This is a genomic window from Solibacillus sp. FSL R5-0691 (assembly GCF_037974225.1).
GTDB lineage: Bacteria > Bacillota > Bacilli > Bacillales_A > Planococcaceae > Solibacillus.
The window spans coordinates 3,320,008-3,335,220 of sequence record NZ_CP150231.1 but is presented as its reverse complement, the minus strand read 5'-3'; the positions used below and the strand labels follow the sequence as shown (position 1 = coordinate 3,335,220).

Here is a 15,213-nt window from a genome sequence, read left to right as displayed (position 1 = left end):
GGGAAAAATTTATAAAAAAATCCAAAATTTTATCAACTTTTTGCTCTCCTTAAACGTCTAATAAAAAGAAGAGTAAAGGAGGGTAGTAGAATGGGCAAAAAAATAACAGTGCTCAGCATATTATGTGGAATATTAATAGTTGTCGGTTTTCGTGTATGGACTAATACACCGCCAACTTATGCTAGCAATAAAACGGTAGTGAATGCTACTTATAAATTGCCGTCCATTTCCAATGATTATATAAACAAGTCGTCCGCCAGCTTAAATGAAACGATGCCGTATTATATGAATGACGGCGGGGCACCGGGCAGAAATTGTACAACATACATAAAGGTTGAAAATATATTGGATAATAAGGAGGCTGATGTTGTACAAGAAAGTGATCAGCAGCAAAAACAAACAGAACAGGAAGCCAATCACAAAAGAATTGCACTTACGTTCGATGACGGCCCCCATAAAAATGTGACCGACCAAATTTTAATGACACTGCAAAAGTATGAAGTGAAAGCAACATTTTTTGTACTCGGTCAAAACGCTGCAAAGTATCCTGATGTCGTAAAAAAAGCGGATGCTTTCGGTCATGAAATTGCCAATCATACGTGGAGCCACAAAAACTTAACGAAGCTAAACGCACAACAAATGAAAGCGGAAATCGACCGGGCAAACGACGCAATTTGTGATGCAACAGGGAAGACGCCTACGATGTACCGTCCGCCATTTGGAGCATTGGACGAAAAAGTACGGGAATCGATTGATTTAACGCCGGTACTCTGGAATATCGATACACTTGACTGGCAGCATAAAACACCTAAAAAGACATTGGCTAATCTAAAAGCACAAGCAAAGGACAATGGCATTATTTTGATGCATGATATTCACCAGCAATCAGCAGATGCATTAGAGGATGTCATATTGTATTTAAAAGAAGAAGGCTATGAATTTGTGACAACGAGCCAACTATTATAGATTGAAAGGATTTGAAGGGAGTAGTGACCACTATTTCCTTTTTTTATTTGAATGAGTTTATGGTACGATACTAGCGAACACATATGAAGGAGGATCCATCATGGGTCTATTATCAAAGCGAGCGTTAAGTATTCAGCAGTTTCAAGTCAATAGCCGACTTTTTGCATGCCCTATTTGTAAAAAGGAAATAGAGATTAGTAATGAAGGAAAAATGAGTTGTCTATCGAATCATACATTTGATGTGGCAAAACAAGGCTATGTTTATATGTTAAACCGTCCTGTCCAATCCATGTATGGAAAAGAACTATTCGATTCGCGCCATACAGTTATTCAAGCAGGGATTTACGATCGGTTGCAGGCAGCAATTGCCCGGGAAATCACTGTAGCCAAACCAGTACTTTTAGATACAGGCTGTGGCGAGGGGTCTCATTTACATCGTATTTGCGAACAGCTTGATCGCCCTGTTGGTGTTGGAATCGATATTTCAAAAGAAGGGATAATCGCAGCGGCAAAGTATAATCCCGAACAGCTTTGGTGTGTCGGTGATTTAGCGAATAGTCCGTTCAATGAGCAATCATTTGATGCGATTTTAAATATTTTATCCCCTGCAAATTATGATGAGTTTAAACGTCTATTAAAAAGAGGCGGTAAAGTAATTAAAGTTGTGCCACAGGAAAATTACTTGAAAGAACTGCGTAAACAGGCTTTTGCAGATTCGGAGAAGGAAAGTTATACAAATGCCCAAACGGTAGAGCGTTTCAGGGCAAGTTTTGCAAATACCGAAGTGAAAAGAATTACGTATACAGTACCGCTTGAACCATATTTAGTACAAAACCTGCTAGAAATGACACCGATGGGCTGGCATATTGAAGATAAAGGAAGCATTCAATTACAGGAAATTACAATTGATTTAGATTTATTAATTGGAATGGAGTGATTGTAGATGAAGAAAATCTTAGTATTAGGCGGGACACGATTTTTTGGCCGTAAATTAGTGGAACTTTTATTGGAGCAAAAGCATGAGGTAACAATTGTTACGCGCGGAATGTCGGAGAACCCTTTTGGCGATGCAGTGGAGCATATTAAAGTGGACCGTAAAGATACAGCAGCTTTCGAGAAAGCATTGGAAAACCGTACATTTGATATTGTGTATGATAATATTTGCTATTCGCCAAACGAAGCAAAACAGCTGTGCGATCTATTCAATGGGAAAATCGGCAAGCTTGTTTTCACATCTACATTATCTGTATATGATGCTGATGGGAAGGCGCATTCTGAAGAAGACTTCGATCCGACTACCTATGACATCATCATGGGCGACACACATGAATTTACGTATGGTGAAGGAAAGCGTCTGGCAGAAGCGGTATTTTATAAATTTGCCGAGTTTCCTGTAGTGGCAGTCCGTTTCCCAATTGTTATGGGAGAAGATGATTACACGCGCCGATTGCATTTCCATATTGAGCGCATAATGAATAAAGAACCGATTGGATTTGTGAATATGGATGCGGAAATGTCCTTTATTCAGGCAACAGAAGCGGCTCGATTTTTACAGTGGGCAGGTAATGATAATGTGGAAGGCCCAATTAACGCGACAGCAAATGGTGCGATCTCTTTAAAAGAACTTATTGCTCTTATTGAAGAAAAGACAGGGGAACGTGCCAAAATCGCGCTGCTTGGGACAGAGGAAATCCGTTCGCCATACGCGATTCCCGCAACATGGTATATGAAAAACGACAAGGCGGAGCAATTAGGATTCTCGTTCAGCAAGCTTGAAGACTGGCTGACTCCATTAGTTGAGCAAATTGTAGGAACTACAGTAAAGCAACAGTAATTGAATGTAAGTATGACTTTCAATTAAAATGAAGTGAGATTAACGATAAGGTAGGAATGAAACGTGTATAAATTTATTGCAAGACTTGTATCTGGAATTTTAGGGGTTAACGGAGCAAAGGCTAAGGTATATGGGAAAGAAAATATACCGAAAGAAGGCGGTTTTGTTGTTGCCTGTACTCATAATGGCTATATCGATATTTTGAACCTGGGGATTTCAATGCTGCCAAAAGAAGTACACTTTATGGCTAAGAAACAACTATTTGATGTAAAAGGTTTAGGCTGGCTAATTACGAGATTGAATGCATTCCCTGTGGATCGTGACAATCCGGGACCAAGTGTTATTAAAGTACCTCGCCAGCTTATTAAAGAAGGAAAAGTAGTCGGGATCTTTCCTAGTGGAACACGAAGCTCTGAAAACTCAGAACTGAAAGCCGGTGCAGTGACGATTGCTCAACTGGCGAAGACGGAAATATTACCGGCTGCTTATATCGGTCCGAAAAATGCAAATGGTGTATTCAAACGCCAAAAAGGCTATTTAATTTATGGAAAGCCGTTTACGGTTGGCGCAGGAAAAGAAGGCCGTGAACAATCCGTGCAATTTTTGGAAGAAGAACTGAACCGATTGACAGCACATTTAAAAGAAATGCATCCGGAAGTAAAATAACAGGAGCTGCGCGAAAATCTTTCGTGCGGCTTCTTTAAGTAGGAGTGGATAAAGAGATGAAGCAAGTACTATTCGTATGTTTGGGCAATATTTGCCGCTCTCCTATGGCAGAGGCGGTTATGCGTGATTTAATTGCTAAACGCGGTTTGACGGATCAAATTACAGTCGATTCGGCCGGAACGAGCAATTACCATATCGGAGAACCCCCGCATAAAGGAACAACGGCAAAATTAAAAGAATACGGAATTATGACAACCGGTATGCTTGCAAGACAATTACGCTCGTCCGATTTAGACAGCTTTGACTATATTGTCTGTATGGATGAAAGCAATGTGAAAAATACGATTGAAATGCTCCGTGCAGAAGCAGATGCAAAAGTGTTCCGTTTCCTTGATTTGACGTCACATCAAAAAGATGTCCCGGATCCTTGGTATACAGGGGACTTCCAGGAAACCTATGATTTATGTGTAGAAGGCTGTGAGGCATTGCTGGAACGGATATTACAAGATATAAAATGATTATGGAAAGCGGATTAGATTTAGTGTTAATCAAATCCGCCTTTTTCATCTTCCTACGGCAAAGACAATTCGATTATTTTGTTATTGGCGGCTCATTAATAGAAGCGAGCACCGAAGTTACCTCATCCCCGTCATTCATAATATACTGTTCCGCAATGAGCCCATCTTCATCGTCATAATAAAAGTGATTTTTCCCACCCTCAACCGCTTCAGAAATTTGAATTAAATTATCATAGTTCTTGTAAGGAGTTTTAAAATTTACTGGATAAGTTACCGATTTATTTTCAAATGTTTCGCCACTAACTATAGGCCATTGTAAAATAATATGGAGAGAGTCTAATTGATTCAACTGTGCTAAAGTAAATGATTTTTTTTCTTCTTCTATTATTTCCTCATATACGAGTTCTATCGCATTTTGTTGTATACGATAAACTTTTTGGATTACTGCACCTCCATTATCTTCTTGGACTTCAACATAATTATCGGAAAGCCATGCTGTTGTTTCTTTAAATGAGGCATATTCGTTGCCCATTCCTAAAAAATAAGCGACATCGCCGTCTTGTTTAAAATAATTTCGTAATGGTAAGTTTGGTTGTTCTCCGATTTCCTCATTGGTTGAATCATTTTCTTCGTTTGAAGGCAGTAAGGCTTTGTTGGCCTCATTTGTTGACCATGGCTGCAAGAAAATTGTCAGTGCTGCCAGTGCAAAAATAGCCGTAAAGATTGCATAGTATAAACTTTTCGGTTTTTTTGTTTTCGGATTTTGCCGTTTTTTCTCACTTGTTTTTGAAATAAAGACCCCTTTACCGGAAAGCATCATGATAAAGCACCCCTTTTTCTTTAATTACCAATTAGACGAAGCGAAGGATCGGTACGTTACACTAGATTCATTAAATATAAAGGCTATTTTATTATTACTGTCGGTTATAAGAAGCTTTGTTAAGGGTAATTATATGGCAAAGTATGTACAGAGTCATATGGAGGGAAAAACTATGGATGTGAAAGGAAGACGAAAAAGCAGTAATGTGGAAGATCGCCGGGGGATGAGTGCCGGGAAAATCGGTGGAGGACTTGGTGGAGTCGGAATAATTATTGCTATTATTTTTACATTGCTCAATGGCGGAGATGCGGGGGATGTTGTTTCGGAAGTATCAAAGAGCATTACGCAAAACGGTGCAACTTCTGAAAACTATGAACCAACCGCTGAAGAAGAGGAACTGGCGGAATTCGTTTCCGTAGTACTTGCGGATACAGAGGATATTTGGCAACAACTGTTTGCTGACAATGGACTGACATACGAAAACCCGACGCTCGTATTATTTACGGACAGCGTAAGTTCCGGATGCGGGATGCAAAGTGCAGCGGTTGGGCCATTTTACTGTCCGGCGGATTATAAGCTTTATATTGATTTAAGTTTTTATAAAGAATTAAAAAACCGATTTGATGCACCGGGTGATTTTGCAATGGCTTATGTAGTGGCACATGAAGTCGGTCACCATGTCCAAACATTGTTGGGTACATCCGAACAAGTACACGCGCTAAACGGAAAAGTATCGCAAGCTAAATATAATGAAGCAGTGAAACGTCTGGAACTTCAGGCGGACTATTACTCGGGTGTATGGGCACACCATGTCCAGGATAAGGGCTATTTGGAAGAAGGCGATTTTGAAGAGGCATTAACGGCAGCGAATGCCATTGGCGACGATACATTGCAGATGGAAGCGCAAGGCTATGTCGTTCCGGAAAGCTTTACACATGGTACAAGCGAACAACGGATGCGCTGGTTCAAAAAAGGCTATAATGCCGGTACACTTCAAGGCGGCGATACATTTAGTCTAGAGGCTTCCCAATTATAAACGTGTGACCTATAGCATCGAAAAAATGCTATAGGTTTTTACATTTTTTTGTGCAGAGTAATTTAAAATTATTTCAAGTTTATGTATAATAAATAAGTTAAATATATTTTTTCGTTTTTAAATAACGTTACTAATAGAGTATGAAAGAGAGTGAACAAAATGGGTCGTAAGTGGAATAACATTAAAGATAAAAAGGCTGGGAAAGACGCAGCAAATAGTCGTATCTATGCTAAATTCGGTCGTGAAATTTACGTAGCAGCAAAATCAGGTGAACCAAACCCGGAATCTAACCGTGCATTAAAAACAGTTTTAGAACGTGCAAAAACTTACTCTGTACCGAAACATATTATTGAAAAAGCAATCGACAAAGCAAAAGGCGGCGGCGATGAGCAATTCGATGAGTTACGTTATGAAGGTTTCGGTGTTGCGGGTACAATGGTAATCGTTGATGCGTTAACAAACAACGTAAACCGTACAGCTTCTGAAGTACGTGCAGCATTCGGTAAAAATGGCGGTAACATGGGCGTATCAGGTTCTGCAGCGCATATGTTCCAAAACACAGCTGTATTCGGGATTGAAGGTAAATCAGAAGATGAAATTCTTGAAATTTTAATGGAATCTGATTTAGATATGCGTGACATCATGGATGAAGAAGGCACAATTATCGTTTATGTTGAGCCGGAACAATTCCATGCAACACAAGAAGCATTTAAAGGAGCAGGCATTGAAGAGTTCACTGTAGCAGAGTTAACGATGCTGCCAATGACAGATGTTGCTTTAACTGGTGATGATTTAGTGAAGTTCGAAAAAATGATTGATGCATTGGAAGATTTGGAAGACGTGCAACGCGTTTACCACAATGCTGATTTAGGCGAGTAATGATGTAAGTCCAAAGATAATTCTTTGGGCTTTTTATTTTTGCTGACTATTGGAAACTAACGGGAAATGGGTGGTGCTATTTTCTTATTATTCATTAATAATATGTAGTATTCTCGAAAAGCAGTTGCATTTAAATAACCTTTAATTCAAAATAAATTTAACAATCAAATATTATACTAGGAGACATAATAGGCTATGAAAAGAATGGACAAATTAGGTAGTAGAATCATCTTGATGATCGGCATTATTTTCGCGGTTATTTTAGTATTAACCGTTGTTATGCTTCAATTTAATTCCGCGCGCTCAGTACAGTCATCAGTGAAAGAACGTACGATTGAAGTAGCTAGTAATATAGTAAATTACATAGATGTACAAAAGTATGAGCAACTTATTGAAAACCCGGAAGAAAATGCAACATATTGGGAATTACGTGAACAGTTAAACGAATTACGCGAATATAATGGTGTCATGTATGCCTATACCTATTTTGTACCAGAAGAAAATGGGGACGTTACCTTTTTAGTTGATGGCATGCCTTCAGATGATACTGAAAATGCCGGGAAACTGGGTGAAGTTTCAGGTTCAACAAAGTACGAGCATATCGAGCACGTTATCGAAGACGGCCGCTTTGCAACAGATATTTTAAGCAGTGATTTTGGTGAATATATTACTGGTATTGTTCCGATTAAAAATGATGCAGGGGAAACAATTGCCTATTTAGGTGTTGATATCAATGCATCATATGTCTCGGCTCTGACAAAGGATGTGGCAAAGGAGATTGTGCCAATTATTGCGCTGATTTTCATTGTTATATTTGTAGCAGCTTTAATCGGTATTTACAGTTATATCCGTCGGGCGTTAGCTCCATTAGAAACATTGAATAAAGCAGCAGAAAATCTAGCTTCAGGTGATATTGTTGAATCACAGTCTATGTTGGAAAAGCTGAATTTTAAAACGAATAATGAAATTACAGCGTTCGCAAAAAATTTCCAAAGCTCGCTTGTCGAGTTATCAGCTACATTCCAAGTATTGAAGGAACGTACAGATGGGCTGGGAGAAGTGGTTAATTTAATTGAAACATCAACAGAACGTGTGAACACATCAAATGAAAAAATGGTGGAAAATATTACTACAATTTCACATAGTGGATCATTACAGCAAGTAAGCAATAATGAAGTAAATGCGGCGATGAATGAAATGGCAATCGGTATTCAGAAACTGGCCGATACATTTAATGAAATTGCGGAAATCTCTTCTGATATGACAAGCCTAGTTGAAGATGGCGCACAAAGTTCAGGTAAGGTAGTTGACCAGATCCACGGGGTAGAAAAATCAGTGGAAAACACTGCTAAGCTCGTGAAAGAGATGGGGGAAAACTTCCACTCAATTAAAGAAATGGTAACAGTCATCACGAATATTTCGGATCAGACGAATTTACTTGCGCTCAATGCAGCAATTGAAGCAGCGCGTGCAGGAGAAGCCGGTAAAGGTTTTGCGGTTGTAGCGGATGAAGTGAGAAAACTGGCAGAAATGTCCCGTACATCAGCGGATGAAATTTCAGGCCATCTTCAAAAGTTCTCGAATATTACGGATCGTTTACTAGTTGAGATTGATATGACAACAACAGATGTTAAAGAAGGAACGATGGCAGTAGGTGAAATCGGTCAACGCCTCGATCAAATTTTAAATTCTGTATTGAATGTCAACAATCGCATTCAGGACGATTCAGCAGTTGTTGAGGAAATGTCGGCAGGAGCAGAGCAGATTTTAGCTTCGACTGAGGAAATGAGCCGGTTAGTAAACGATACTTCCGACTATGCAAAACATTTGGCACTTGCCTCAGATGAACAAACACTCGTCGTCGATGATTTAACAAAAGCGGTTGAAGAATTGGATAACCATTCACAGCAAGTAGTATTGGAAATGAATAAGTTCAAAATATAAAGACTGACATAAGCGGCTGGGACCTTTTCTCGGCTGCTTATTTTTATGTCTATTAACCTAAAATAAAGATAGACAAATATTCTGAAAATAATTGCAATTTTTGCCATAATCATAAATAATAAAAGAGGGAATTTCGAATTCCGAATGAAGTGAATAGATGAGGTGAATGAGTTTGGTAACTTTTAAAGACTTTGATTATAAACGTCCGGATTTAGAAGAAATGAAAGAACAGACTACAGCATTATTAGAGGAATTTAAAGCTGCAACTACTGTAGATGAACAAAGCGAAGTAATCGAAAAGTTAAATGCGATCCGCAATACATTTTCGACAATGGCTAACCTTGTTTATGTACGTGCATCAATTGATACAAATGATGAATATTACCAAAAAGAGCGTGACCATTTTGATGAAGTAAGCCCAATGGCGGACGAGCTTGTATTTAATTACTATACGGAACTAGTAAAATCGCCATTCCGTGCTCAGCTTGAAGAAAAATGGGGCACGCAACTATTTGCCTTAGCTGAAAACTTACTAAAAGGTTTCTCACCTTCAGTAATTGAGCTTATGCAAAAAGAAAATAAACTAACGTCTGAATACAGCAAGCTAGTTGCTTCTGCTCAGATTGAATTTGACGGAAAAACTTTGACATTGGCACAGCTTGGACCATATGCAGAATCGACTGATCGTGATGTTCGAAAAGCAGCACGTGAAGCAAGTGCAGACTTCTATGCTTCAAACAAAGAAAAGTTCGATCAAATCTATGATGATTTAGTAAAGCTGCGTCATGAAATTGCTACAAAACTAGGGTTTAAAAACTATGTGGAACTTGCCTATGTCAATATGAACCGTATTGATTACAACGCAGAGATGGTTGCAAAATTCCGTGAGCAAGTGCGGGAAAATATCGTACCGCTTGCAACGAAACTTTATGAGCGCCAAGCAGAACGTATCGGAGTAGAGGACTTTAAATTCTACGATGAAGGTTTAACATTCTTAACAGGAAATGCCGTGCCTCAAGGTGATCCGGAGTGGATTATTAATAACGGTAAAAAAATGTACGAAGAACTATCAAAAGAAACAGGAGAGTTCTTCAATTATATGATCGAGCATGACCTGATGGATCTGGTAGCGAAAAAAGGTAAGGAAAGCGGCGGATACTGTACGTTTATCGAAGACTACGAATCACCGTTTATCTTCTCGAACTTTAATGGCACATCTGGTGATATCGATGTACTGACACATGAGGCAGGACATGCATTCCAAGTGTATTCAAGCCGAAATATTGGTATCCCGGAATACTTATGGCCGACATATGAGTCAGCAGAAATTCATTCTATGAGTATGGAATTCTTTACATGGCCTTGGATGGAGCTATTCTTCAAGGACCAAACAGATAAATATAAATTCTCGCACTTAAGCAGCGGGTTATTATTCTTACCATACGGTGTAGCAGTTGATGAATTCCAGCATGTTGTATATGAAAATCCTGAAATGACACCAGCTGAGCGTAATGCTGCTTGGAAAGAAATCGAAGCGAAGTATTTACCGCATCGAGATTATGACGGTCATGAATATTTAGAGTCAGGAGCTATTTGGCAGCGACAAGGCCATATTTATACAACGCCATTCTATTATATTGACTACACGCTAGCGCAAATTTGTGCATTCCAGTTCTGGAAACGCTCACGCGAAGACTTCGAAGGGGCTTGGAAAGACTATCTGCACCTATGCAGTCTTGGCGGTTCATTTGCTTTCACAAAACTTGTTGAAGAAGCAGGCTTAATTTCGCCATTTGACGACGGCTGTGTGGAATCGGTTGTAGGAACAATCGAAGACTATTTAAATTCAATCGATGATAAGAAGCTCTAAAATTTAAGGGGTGCGTTTCGCAAATAGTACTTTGCGAAACAATCCTTTTTTATTTTTTGTATTTTATGAAGCTTTATGGCATGCTAAAACGTACATAGTTATAGTGAAAATTATAAGTAAAAGAAAGATTGAGAAAGAGAGTGAGCCGATGACTAGAAAACTGTGGTTCCAAGTGGGCGTAGGTATTCTAATTACATTATTAATTATCAAATATTTTATTGAAATTCATTCAATTTTTAATCCGATTATCATTATTTTTACAACCATCCTTGTACCGTTATTACTCGGTGGGGTACTCTATTATATTTCGGAGCCATTGCAGCGCATATTGGAAAAACGGGGTATGCCGAGATGGGGAAGTTTAATAACAATCGTCCTTATAATTGCAGGTTTATTCGCAACTTTTTTAGTTTTAGTCGGTACTCCAATTGCAAACCAAGTAAACAGACTTGTTGAAAATGCACCGACAATCGCTAAGGATATTGAAGAAACAGCTGATTTTATTTTAGATAATAAGGATAATATTCCGATGCTGCCGCCGCAAGTAGAAGAGTTTATAGCATCAGTAACGACTTCTATTCAAGACATTGCTGTCGCAAGTAGTAAGTATCTTGTGTCCTTCTTAAGTGGTGCGGTAACGGTAACCTTAACATTAGTACTGGCGCCGTTTTTCTTTATTTTCATGTTGAAAGACCATGAAAAGTTCGCTCCTCAAATTTACGGTATATTTAATGGTGAGAGCCGCACATGGGTTAAGAAAACATTAGAAGATATTGATAATGTATTAAGAAGCTATGTTCAAGGACAAGTGCTGGTCAGCTTTTTACTCGCAATTATGATGTATATCGGCTATTTAATCATTGGCTTGGAGTATTCATTATTACTTGCTTTGTTTGCATTTTTCATGAACATGATTCCATTTATCGGGCCGTGGATTTCCCTTGTCCCGGCAGTGATTGTGGCACTGGTTAATGACCCATTTGATATTATTTGGGTTGGTGTAGTGACGCTTGTCGCACAACAAGTGGAAAGTAACTTAATTACACCGAATGTTATGGGGCGATCTTTGGATATTCACCCGTTGACAGTCATTTCAATCGTATTGGCAGCAGGGAATATTGCCGGATTTATCGGAATTTTAATTGCCATTCCAACATACTGCGTCATTAAAGTAATCGTTCAAAATATTTATGAAGAACGCAAACAGATTAAAGAGACTGCCACTAAGAATGTGTAACACCAACAGAATCAGAATTAATATAGCGGGACATATGTGATAAGCATATGCTTCGCTTTTTAATTTTCGCAGGACACGGTATACTTATAAATTGAAAAGACATTTAAAAGGAGCAGACAATGCTAACATTTGAACAAAAACAAGAAATTATCGAATCATTTCCGCAGCTGACTAAAAAGGAAATTTCATTAAAACGTGTGAATTATCACTTTGAAGGAAGTCTATACGAAAAATCAATCGTTGTAGAAAAATTGCATCCAAACGGCAATGGCTTTGTTTTCGTGGGCGACTTATTGAAATATGAAAAAGAAGCAGGCGACAACGGACTAGTCAATATTCGTGACTACAGCGAGGAAGCGTTACGTGAAATCGTACGGGACTCCATCAACTATTTATCTGAGGAAGAAGAAGAGATTTTACCGATCGTCGAAACATGGATATCGCGTGAAGGCACGACGAAGCTGGAACTGGAGTTTAACGATCGTTCTTGGAATATTTATCATCAAGGAAATTTAGAGGAAACATTCGGTACGCGTGAAGACGCTGTTGCTTATTTACGTGAGGAAGGTTTCCGACTTTCAAAATAGATAAGTGAGGGAATTGGAGAATGACACAACAGAATTCATCGAAGGAAATGTCCGGAAATAAAATGGTCAAAATTATCGTCGGTACAATTGTAGTAGCATCCATAGTTATTGTCATTGCAATTCAAGCATTTTACATGTTGTGGGAACCTAAAGACCCGAAGCAAATCGAGTTAAACAAAAGTGAAGAAGAATCGAGCGCTGTTAATTCAGTTATGTTTCCGTTTGAGGAAAGGCTGTATTTAGGCTAGTTATGTTAATCCCTTGCGTCGGTAGTGGCGCGGGGGATTTTTTTGTTTGGGTTTTGGCGGTGGGCGTGGTTTTCTAATAAACAGGTGAAATGTTCTAATATATTTTAAAATGTTCTAATAAAATTGCGATTTTCTAATATCTTTGCCCAATGTGCTAATAAGTGTTCGAGATCTTCTAATATCGAGGGTGGATGTGCTAATATCGTACCAAGTTGTTCTAATATAATTAAAAATGTTCTAATAAAATCTAAATCTCCAACCCGGACAGCCTAAATTAAAAGGAAAAGCAGCTTAACCGGCATACGATTCCCCCGGTCTTCTAATAAAAGCAACGAAAGTTCTAATAACCACATGATTTCTTCTAATAACCCCGGCATTTGTTCTAATAAACTTAAACAGCTCCCGCACTCCACCAGATTTCCAAATAAAAAGCCGTACAGCCCATCTAAAACAGGCCGTACGACTATTTACTGATCAACTATCTCGTATTCTTCTTAAATGGCAGCCACCAGTTCCAGTCGCCAAACAGCTTCATGAAACTTGGGACGAGCATCAACCGGATGATTGTTGCATCAATGGCAATCGCGATCGCAATACCGACCCCGATTTGCTTCACGGGCATAACATCCGTAAATGCGAAGGCGCCTGTAATAACGATCATAATAAGCGCTGCCGATGTAATGATTTTACTTGTGGAAACAAGCCCATCGACCGTTGCCTTCGTATTTGTTGCCCCTTTTAAATATTCTTCCTGAATACGGGAAATTAAAAATACTTCATAGTCCATACTCAAACCGAACACTAAGCAGAACGTTAACACCGGAATAATCAGCACAATTGTCGTTGCTTCCAGACCGAAGTGGCCGTACTGGAAAATGTAGACAAGGATACCGAATGTCGCACCTAAACCAAGGATGTTCATTAAGATCGCTTTCAACGGAATTAAAATCGACCGGAACGCAATCATTAAAATAAAGAAGGTAGAGACAATGATGATCGCAACGGCAATGAGTACTTTAACGGCAATTTCATCAAAAATTTCCTGATTGAACTTCGCTTGACCGGACAATGCAAAATCGACACCTAAGTCTTTTTCACTCCAGTCGCGTACGAAATCCTGTGCTTCGAATGAAGAACCGTCTGCATGCAGATAAGCAACCATATACATTTTGTCTTCCTGAATAAAGTTTTCCGCTACTTCATCCAGTGCACCAGGTGCTTGCGGGTTGCTGTTTGCCATTTCCCACATTTCAACAGACTCAATATTGGCTACAGTAAACATTGATGTTACCCGGTCAACAAGAGGGTCATCCAACAGCTGTTGCTGGATATCGAATATTTTTTCGCGTCCCTCTGTCGTATCCCAATCACTTTCATTTTCTGCCAGAAGGAATACCGGTGTATCGTCGCCGAGCCCGAATTGTTCATCGAGTGTATCGAACGTTTGGCGTGATTCATAGGATTCCGGCAATGAATCCGTGGAAGGGATCGTTAATTCGATATCTTTAATCGGCACCATCGCAACACATAGTAAAATGATGGCCACAACGATAATTGTGACAGGTCGTTTCATAACAAAGGCAGCGAATTTTTGCCAGCGAGAGGCAGTCGGTTTTATTCGGAAAACACGGCCTTTATTTAAACGGTCGCCAAGAAGCATCAATGTTGCCGGTAAAAGTGTAGTACCAGTTAAGACAGCGAGTAATACAACGATTGATCCGCCAAGCGCGATGTTCATAAAAATCTCCACGTCAATGACGATCATAGCACCAAGACCGATCATGACACAAAGTGCGGAGAAGATAATCGAACGTCCGGCTGTTTGGATGGCTGTTTGAACAGACTGCTCAATCGATTGGGTATTGCGCTCTTCACGGTACCGGTTAATAAGGAGCAATGCAAAATCAATGCTTAAAGCCAGCCCGAGCATTGGGACGATATTTAATACGAAAATCGACAGGTTCACACTGTCGCCTAAAAGAGCCAATAGACCAAGTGTAATGACAACTGTCGCACCGCCGACTAAAATCGGCAGTAAAGAAGCTACGATTGTACCGAAAGCCAGCAGTAAAACGATTAAAGCAATCGGAAGACCTATCGTTTCCGCTTTAATTAAATCATTTTGACTTGCGACATTAATATCCTTTGAAATAACCGGTTCACCTGTAATGGAAATACCGTTGTCTTCGCCGAGTTTTTCACGGAGCTCATCAATAATCGGGAAGTAATCATCCACCGAATTATCAAAATCGAGCATTCCATAGGCAAACCCGTCTTTATTTAATTCTTCGACACCTACGGGAGATGTGATTGTTTGAATCTCTTCTATTGTTTCTAAACTTTCTAGGGCGGAAGAAATTTCTTCATCTGTTTTATTTTCAAACAGTACAAAAATCGTCTTTGCGGGTAAATTGAATGTATCGGACAGCTCGTTCGTTACATACGAGTGGTCGCCATCATAGAAAAACCCATCCCCTTGCAGTTTGGAAGGGAGTTGAAGTGCGAAAAATGCTAAAATAACTAAAATTGCACACCATATTAGAACAATCGGTTTTGCGAATTTAGTAATGAATGCTGCGAACTGTTTCATAAATTACCGCCTTTCTTT

Annotated in this window: 14 protein-coding genes; 12 read left to right on the top strand and 2 right to left on the bottom strand. The window is 39.3% G+C overall.

Annotation, left to right across the window (positions count from 1 at the left end; genetic code table 11):
• The first annotated feature begins 90 nt into the window (after positions 1-90).
• The 5 genes from MKY51_RS16775 to MKY51_RS16755 all read left to right on the top strand — a co-directional run bounded on the left by MKY51_RS16775 (position 91) and on the right by MKY51_RS16755 (position 3,984).
• Positions 91-966, top strand: a complete 876-nt coding sequence (locus MKY51_RS16775) for a polysaccharide deacetylase family protein (protein WP_339174182.1) — start codon at positions 91-93, stop codon at positions 964-966.
• A 100-nt stretch (positions 967-1,066) separates the two neighbouring features.
• Positions 1,067-1,903 carry a putative RNA methyltransferase gene (locus MKY51_RS16770; RefSeq protein WP_339174179.1) on the top strand — a complete coding sequence of 279 codons (837 nt, stop codon included), beginning with the start codon at positions 1,067-1,069 and terminating at the stop codon, positions 1,901-1,903.
• Between the two features lie 6 nt (positions 1,904-1,909).
• Positions 1,910-2,800, top strand: a complete 891-nt coding sequence (locus MKY51_RS16765) for an NAD-dependent epimerase/dehydratase family protein (RefSeq protein WP_339174177.1) — start codon at positions 1,910-1,912, stop codon at positions 2,798-2,800.
• Positions 2,801-2,863: 63 nt separating this feature from the next.
• Positions 2,864-3,466 (top strand): 1-acyl-sn-glycerol-3-phosphate acyltransferase, encoded by a 603-nt coding sequence (locus MKY51_RS16760; protein ID WP_339174175.1) that lies wholly within the window; start codon positions 2,864-2,866, stop codon positions 3,464-3,466.
• Between the two features lie 56 nt (positions 3,467-3,522).
• The gene (locus tag MKY51_RS16755; protein WP_339174172.1) at positions 3,523-3,984 is read left to right on the top strand and encodes a low molecular weight protein-tyrosine-phosphatase; all 462 of its coding nucleotides are present in this window, start codon (positions 3,523-3,525) and stop codon (positions 3,982-3,984) included.
• Positions 3,985-4,057: 73 nt separating this feature from the next.
• Here MKY51_RS16755 and MKY51_RS16750 read toward each other — a convergent pair whose 3' ends face one another.
• Entirely contained in the window at positions 4,058-4,804 is a 747-nt protein-coding gene (locus MKY51_RS16750; protein ID WP_339174171.1) for a hypothetical protein, read from the bottom strand.
• Between the two features lie 172 nt (positions 4,805-4,976).
• Here MKY51_RS16750 and MKY51_RS16745 point away from each other — a divergent pair, with 172 nt between their 5' ends.
• The 7 genes from MKY51_RS16745 (at position 4,977) to MKY51_RS16715 (ending at position 12,605) form a co-directional block, all read left to right on the top strand.
• On the top strand, positions 4,977-5,840 hold the full coding sequence (locus tag MKY51_RS16745; protein ID WP_339174170.1) for a neutral zinc metallopeptidase: 864 nt from the start codon (positions 4,977-4,979) through the stop codon (positions 5,838-5,840).
• Between the two features lie 159 nt (positions 5,841-5,999).
• On the top strand, positions 6,000-6,719 hold the full coding sequence (locus MKY51_RS16740; protein WP_339174169.1) for a YebC/PmpR family DNA-binding transcriptional regulator: 720 nt from the start codon (positions 6,000-6,002) through the stop codon (positions 6,717-6,719).
• A gap of 195 nt (positions 6,720-6,914) precedes the next feature.
• Positions 6,915-8,663: a methyl-accepting chemotaxis protein gene (locus MKY51_RS16735; protein ID WP_339174167.1), complete on the top strand. Its 1,749-nt coding sequence runs from the start codon at positions 6,915-6,917 to the stop codon at positions 8,661-8,663.
• A gap of 172 nt (positions 8,664-8,835) precedes the next feature.
• A complete protein-coding gene (locus MKY51_RS16730; RefSeq protein ID WP_339174164.1) occupies positions 8,836-10,533 on the top strand; it encodes a M3 family oligoendopeptidase in 1,698 nt (565 codons plus the stop codon).
• 148 nt (positions 10,534-10,681) lie between these two features.
• Positions 10,682-11,770, top strand: coding sequence for an AI-2E family transporter (locus MKY51_RS16725; RefSeq protein WP_339174162.1), 1,089 nt, complete (start codon positions 10,682-10,684; stop codon positions 11,768-11,770).
• A gap of 119 nt (positions 11,771-11,889) precedes the next feature.
• Entirely contained in the window at positions 11,890-12,357 is a 468-nt protein-coding gene (locus MKY51_RS16720) for a hypothetical protein (RefSeq protein ID WP_339174159.1), read from the top strand.
• A 20-nt stretch (positions 12,358-12,377) separates the two neighbouring features.
• The gene (locus MKY51_RS16715; RefSeq protein WP_339174156.1) at positions 12,378-12,605 is read left to right on the top strand and encodes a hypothetical protein; all 228 of its coding nucleotides are present in this window, start codon (positions 12,378-12,380) and stop codon (positions 12,603-12,605) included.
• A 478-nt stretch (positions 12,606-13,083) separates the two neighbouring features.
• On the opposite strand, the gene MKY51_RS16710 is transcribed toward MKY51_RS16715, so the two are convergent.
• Positions 13,084-15,195, bottom strand: a complete 2,112-nt coding sequence (locus MKY51_RS16710; protein WP_339174154.1) for an MMPL family transporter — start codon at positions 15,193-15,195, stop codon at positions 13,084-13,086.
• Between the last annotated feature and the right edge of the window lie 18 nt (positions 15,196-15,213).

Bases quoted from the DNA above. Each gene is read 5' to 3' on its own strand.
- MKY51_RS16740 (WP_339174169.1), top strand. From the start codon at position 6,000: ATGGGTCGTAAGTGGAATAACATTAAAGATAAAAAGGCTGGGAAAGAC.
- MKY51_RS16745 (WP_339174170.1), top strand. From the start codon at position 4,977: ATGGATGTGAAAGGAAGACGAAAAAGCAGTAATGTGGAAGATCGCCGG.
- MKY51_RS16735 (WP_339174167.1), top strand. From the start codon at position 6,915: ATGAAAAGAATGGACAAATTAGGTAGTAGAATCATCTTGATGATCGGC.
- MKY51_RS16765 (WP_339174177.1), top strand. From the start codon at position 1,910: ATGAAGAAAATCTTAGTATTAGGCGGGACACGATTTTTTGGCCGTAAA.
- MKY51_RS16750 (WP_339174171.1), bottom strand. From the start codon at position 4,804: ATGATGCTTTCCGGTAAAGGGGTCTTTATTTCAAAAACAAGTGAGAAA.
- MKY51_RS16770 (WP_339174179.1), top strand. From the start codon at position 1,067: ATGGGTCTATTATCAAAGCGAGCGTTAAGTATTCAGCAGTTTCAAGTC.
- MKY51_RS16775 (WP_339174182.1), top strand. From the start codon at position 91: ATGGGCAAAAAAATAACAGTGCTCAGCATATTATGTGGAATATTAATA.
- MKY51_RS16755 (WP_339174172.1), top strand. From the start codon at position 3,523: ATGAAGCAAGTACTATTCGTATGTTTGGGCAATATTTGCCGCTCTCCT.
- MKY51_RS16720 (WP_339174159.1), top strand. From the start codon at position 11,890: ATGCTAACATTTGAACAAAAACAAGAAATTATCGAATCATTTCCGCAG.
- MKY51_RS16715 (WP_339174156.1), top strand. From the start codon at position 12,378: ATGACACAACAGAATTCATCGAAGGAAATGTCCGGAAATAAAATGGTC.
- MKY51_RS16725 (WP_339174162.1), top strand. From the start codon at position 10,682: ATGACTAGAAAACTGTGGTTCCAAGTGGGCGTAGGTATTCTAATTACA.
- MKY51_RS16710 (WP_339174154.1), bottom strand. From the start codon at position 15,195: ATGAAACAGTTCGCAGCATTCATTACTAAATTCGCAAAACCGATTGTT.